Source organism: Streptomyces ossamyceticus (assembly GCF_001418475.1).
Lineage (GTDB): Bacteria > Actinomycetota > Actinomycetes > Streptomycetales > Streptomycetaceae > Streptomyces > Streptomyces ossamyceticus.
Map to the genome: position 1 here is coordinate 1 of NZ_LIQX01000451.1, position 4400 is coordinate 4400.

Here is a 4400-nt window from a genome sequence, read left to right on the forward strand (position 1 = left end):
GTGGCCCTTGAGCGCGGCGCCGAGGAGCCGTTCGCCGTCGCCGCGCAGACCGCCCCGGTCCCCTGCCCCGCCGTACATGTCGGCGGTGTCGAACAGGGTGATCCCGGCGTCGAGCGCGGCGTGGACGACGGCCTTCGTGCCGTCCTCGTCGAGGCGGCTGCCGACGTTGTTGCCGCCCACGCCGACCACCGAGACGGTCGGGCCGCGCTCGCCGAGCGTGCGGTATCTCATGACCGGTTCCCGAACCCGATGCAGACGTTCTTGGTCTGCAGATAGCTCGCGAGTCCTTCGAGGCCCTTCTCCCGGCCCCAGCCGCTGTGCTTGTAGCCGCCGAAGGGCAGTTCGACGCCCGTGCCGACGCCGGTGGCGTTGACGTAGACCTGGCCGGCCCGGATGCCCTCGGCGAGGCGCATCGCCTTGTCGATGTCGCGGGTCCAGACGTAGGAGGCGAGGCCGTACGGGCTGTCGTTGGCGATCTCCAGGGCCTCGGCCACGTCGTCGAACTCGATGACGGTGACGACGGGGCCGAAGATCTCCTCGCGGGCGCACCGGGCCTGGTTGTCCAGCCCGGTCAGGACGGTCGGCCGGACGTAGTAGCCGTCGGCCAGCTCGGGCTCGGTGGGGGCGCCGCCACCGGCCCGGGCCACCGCGCCCTCCTCACGCGCCAGTTCGAGGTAGCCGAGGACCCGGTCCCGCTGCCGTGCGGCGACGAGAGGGCCGACGTCCGGATCGCCGAGTCCGGGACCGACGCTGAGGGAGGCGGCGTGCGCGACCAGCTTGTCCAGGAACTCCTCGGCGCCGCGCTGGAGCAGCAGCCGGGTGCCGGCCGAGCAGGTCTGCCCGGCGTTGCCGAACGCGGAGGCGGCGACGGCGCCGAGGGCCGCGTCGAAGTCGGCGTCGGCGAAGACGACGACCGGGGACTTGCCGCCCAGCTCGGTGACGGAGGGCACCACGTTGGCGGCGGCGGCCTGGGCGACCCTGATGCCGGTCGGCACCGAGCCGGTGAAGGTGACCTGGTTGATGTCCGGGTGACCGGCGAGGGCCGCGCCGGTCTCGCCGTCACCGGGGACCACGTTCAGCACGCCCGGCGGGAGACCGCACTCCAGGGCGATCCTGCCGATCTCCAGGGGGGTGAGCGGTGCCTCCGGCGACGGCTTGAGCACCACCGTGCAGCCCGCGGCCAGGGCGGGGGCGGAGCCCCGCGCGGTGTTCTGGAGCGGGTAGTTGAACGGGATGATCTGGCCGGAGACGCCGATCGGCTCGCGCACGGTGTAGTCGAGCAGGCCGGGCCCGAGGGGGACCGTCGAGCCGCCGAGCTTGTCGGCGACGCCCGCGTAGAACTCGAAGTAGCGGGCCGCCGCCTCGACGTCGTTCTTGGCCTGGCGGAGCGGCTTGCCGACGTCCTGGCTCTCCAGCCGGGCCAGCCGCTCACCCTGGTAGCGGATGGCCTCCGCGATCCGGTACAGGATCCGGCCGCGGTCGGCGGCCCGCATCCCGGCCCACTCGGGGGAGGTGAAGGCCGTGCGGGCGGCGGCCACCGCCTGGTCCACGTCCGCCTTGCCGCCCAGCGCCACCTGGGCGATCGCCGTGCCGTTCGACGGGTCGAGGACGGTGAAGGAGCGGCCGTCGGCGGCGGGGACCTGCTTGCCGTCGATGAGCAGGTCAATCAACTGCGGTTCGTTGGTCATGGCCGGATCTCCCCGAGCACCTCGCCGAAGATGACGACCTCGTCGCCGGGGCGGACGGTGCGGATGCGGCGCACCCAGAGCACGATGCCCTCCTGCGGCGCGCGGACCTCTTCCAGCGTGGTGCCGTAGTGGTCGGTGATGGTGGCGATCAGGTCGCCTTCCTTGCAGGTCTCCCCCGGCTCGGCGTGCGCGACGAAGAAGCCGCCGGCGGCGGAGCGGGCGAAGGTCCCGGAGACCGTCGTGTAGGTGTCCCGCAGTTCCGGCTCACCGTCGGTCAGGCCGAGGCGGCGCAGGATGTTGCGGATCGAGTTCATGTGGTGCTCGACGTTGGTCTCGCGGTAGGTGGCGCCGCCGCACTCGATGGTGATGGCGGGCTTGCCGGCCTCCAGGACGGGGTGGCGGACGGTGCCGCCCCACTTGCCGCCCTTCCAGACCAGTTCGTGTCCGGCCGCGAGGGCCAGGTCGGTGGCGAGGTCCTCGTAGCCGCCCTGGAGGATGACGAGCGGGGCGATCTCGCCGTAGGCGCCACCGGTGTGCAGGTCGACCACGGCGTCGACGGCGGGAACGACCTGCTCGACGAAGGTGGCGGCCAGCCGCTGTGAGTAGGAGCCCTCCGCGTCACCGGGGAAGATGCGGTTGAGGTTGAGGTGGTCGATGCCGCTGGCGCGGGCGGCGGCCTCGAAGGCGGGGGTGTTCAGGCAGGGGATGCCGACGACGGTGCCGCGCAGGGTGGCCGGGTCGAGCTCGGCGAGCACACGGCGGATGGCTTCCTGCCCGTCGTACTCGTCGCCGTGCACGCCCGCGTCCACACACAGGACGGGGCCGTCGAGGGCGCCGTTGACGACGATCAGCGGAATGCCGAGCTCCACGCCGTAGCTGCTGGTGCCGACCGGGATCAGACCCGTGGCGCGCTCGCCGGGGGCGACGGTCAGCGGACCTATGGAGTACATGGGGAACCTTTCCAGGACGTGGATCAGATGCGGGCCGACGCCTCGGCCAGGACGCCCGCGATGATCGCGGCGATACGGTCGAGGACGGCGCGGTCGCTGATCAGCGGGGGTGCGATCTGGACCAGTGGGGCGGAGCGGTTGTAGACGCGGGCGAGCAGGCCGGCCTCGCGCAGCCGGCGCGGGATGAGGTCGGCGATCAGACCGGCGCGGGCCAGGTCGCTGAAGCCGCCGTCGTCGAGGTCGCCGACGAGTTCGCAGGAGTAGAAGAACCCGGTGCCGCGGACGTCGCCGACGATCGGCAGGTCCTTGAGGGCGGCCATGCGCTGGGCGAGGTCACCCTGGAGGGCGCGGACGTTGTCCAGGACGCGGTCCCTCTCCAGGATCTCCAGGTTGCGCAGGGCGACGGCCGCGCTCAGCGGGTGCCCGGCGAAGGTGTAGCCGTGGTTGAGGACCACACCGGGCCGGTTGAGGACGTCGGTGACCTTGGTGCCGACGAGGGTCGCGCCCAGGGGCGCGTATCCGGAGGTGATGCCCTTGGCGACGGTGACCATGTCCGGGCGGGCGTCGTAGCGGTCGCCGCCGAACCACTCCCCGAGCCGGCCGAATCCCGTGATCACCTCGTCGGCGACGAGCAGGAACCCGTAGCGGTCGGCCAGCGCCCGCAGTCCCTGCCAGTAGCCCCGGGGCGGTGTGATGCAGCCGCCCCGGTTCTGCACGGGTTCGGCGATGAGCATCGCCACGGTCTCCGGGCCCTCGGTCAGGATCGTCGCCTCCACCTCGGCGAGGAGCCAGGCCGTCCACACCGCGTCGTCCGCGAACTGAGGGTCGAGGCCGAAGCGGCTGGTGTTCGACACGAACCGGGTGTCGATCGCCGGCGGCCCGTACGGCTCCGTGAGGCCGGGGTCGTCGGTGAACGACAGGGTGCCGACGGTCAGCCCGTGGTAGGCGCCGCGCCGGGCGATCGCCTTGACCCGGCCCGGTTCCCCGCGCAGGGCGTGGTAGCGGCGGGCGATCTTCCAGGCCGTCTCGACGGCTTCGGCGCCGCCGCTCGAGAAGAAGGTGTGCTCGATGTCGACGGGGGCGATCCGGGACAGCCGCTCGGCGAGTTCGATCGCCGTCGGGTGCGCGGAGCCGGTCCACAGCGGGCTGTAGCACAGCTCGCGCAGTTGCCGTTCGGCGGCCTCGGCGAACTCGGGGCCGTAGGAGTAGCCGAGCTGGCAGCAGTACAGCCCCGACAGGCCGTCGATGTAGCGCCTGCCGTCCGTGTCGTCGACGTACGGGCCCTCCCCGCGCCGGACGACGAGGAGGTCGTCCCCCTCGGCGCCGAGCGATCCGTTGGCGGTCATGTTCAGCAGCAGGTGCCGCTGGGCGGTGGCCGCGATCGGCTGAGCGGCGGCGGCGGTCATACGGCCTCACCTCCGGGGTTGGCGACCCCGACGGTGTTCTCGACGGAGAGGAGGGATTCCTGGCGTCCGGAGCCGAGCCAGCGGACCAGGGCGACGAGGCCGAGGGCGAGGATGGCGAAGGCGATGAGGATGGCGCTGACGGCGGTGACGCTGGGGTCGATCTCGAAGGTGAGGGAGTTGTAGACCTGCACCGGGAGGGTGACGGTGTCGACGGAGGACAGGAACTGGGAGATGTAGAACTCGTCGAAGCTGGTGATGAAGGAGAAGATCGCCGCCGCGATCATCCCCGGCGCGGCGAGGGGGAAGGTGATGCGCCGGGCGATGGTGAGCCGGCCCGCGCCCATGCTGGCGGCGGC

General features: G+C 72.2%; 5 protein-coding genes. All 5 read right to left on the minus strand.

Translation table 11 applies throughout. The features are described 5' to 3' along the window. Window positions 1-231, minus strand: a 231-nt coding sequence (locus AOK15_RS29040) for an aldo/keto reductase (protein ID WP_205632254.1), incomplete at its 3' end; no start/stop codon positions are given. Next, entirely contained in the window at window positions 228-1688 is a 1461-nt protein-coding gene (locus AOK15_RS29045; protein ID WP_055521312.1) for an aldehyde dehydrogenase family protein, read from the minus strand. The genes AOK15_RS29045 and AOK15_RS29040, both read right to left, overlap by 4 nt. Then, window positions 1685-2638 carry a succinylglutamate desuccinylase/aspartoacylase family protein gene (locus AOK15_RS29050; RefSeq protein WP_055521313.1) on the minus strand — a complete coding sequence of 318 codons (954 nt, stop codon included), beginning with the start codon at window positions 2636-2638 and terminating at the stop codon, window positions 1685-1687. Before AOK15_RS29050 ends, AOK15_RS29045 begins: the two co-directional genes overlap by 4 nt. 23 nt (window positions 2639-2661) lie before the next feature. Beyond that, window positions 2662-4044 carry an aminotransferase class III-fold pyridoxal phosphate-dependent enzyme gene (locus AOK15_RS29055; RefSeq protein ID WP_055521314.1) on the minus strand — a complete coding sequence of 461 codons (1383 nt, stop codon included), beginning with the start codon at window positions 4042-4044 and terminating at the stop codon, window positions 2662-2664. Further along, window positions 4041-4400 (minus strand): ABC transporter permease (locus AOK15_RS29060; protein ID WP_157870402.1); only part of this gene is annotated, 360 nt, incomplete at its 5' end. The genes AOK15_RS29060 and AOK15_RS29055, both read right to left, overlap by 4 nt.

What these genes read in the sequence shown, in the direction of transcription:
- AOK15_RS29055 (WP_055521314.1), bottom strand. Translation starts at nt 4,044, where the DNA reads ATGACCGCCGCCGCCGCTCAGCCGATCGCGGCCACCGCCCAGCGGCAC.
- AOK15_RS29050 (WP_055521313.1), bottom strand. Translation starts at nt 2,638, where the DNA reads ATGTACTCCATAGGTCCGCTGACCGTCGCCCCCGGCGAGCGCGCCACG.
- AOK15_RS29045 (WP_055521312.1), bottom strand. Translation starts at nt 1,688, where the DNA reads ATGACCAACGAACCGCAGTTGATTGACCTGCTCATCGACGGCAAGCAG.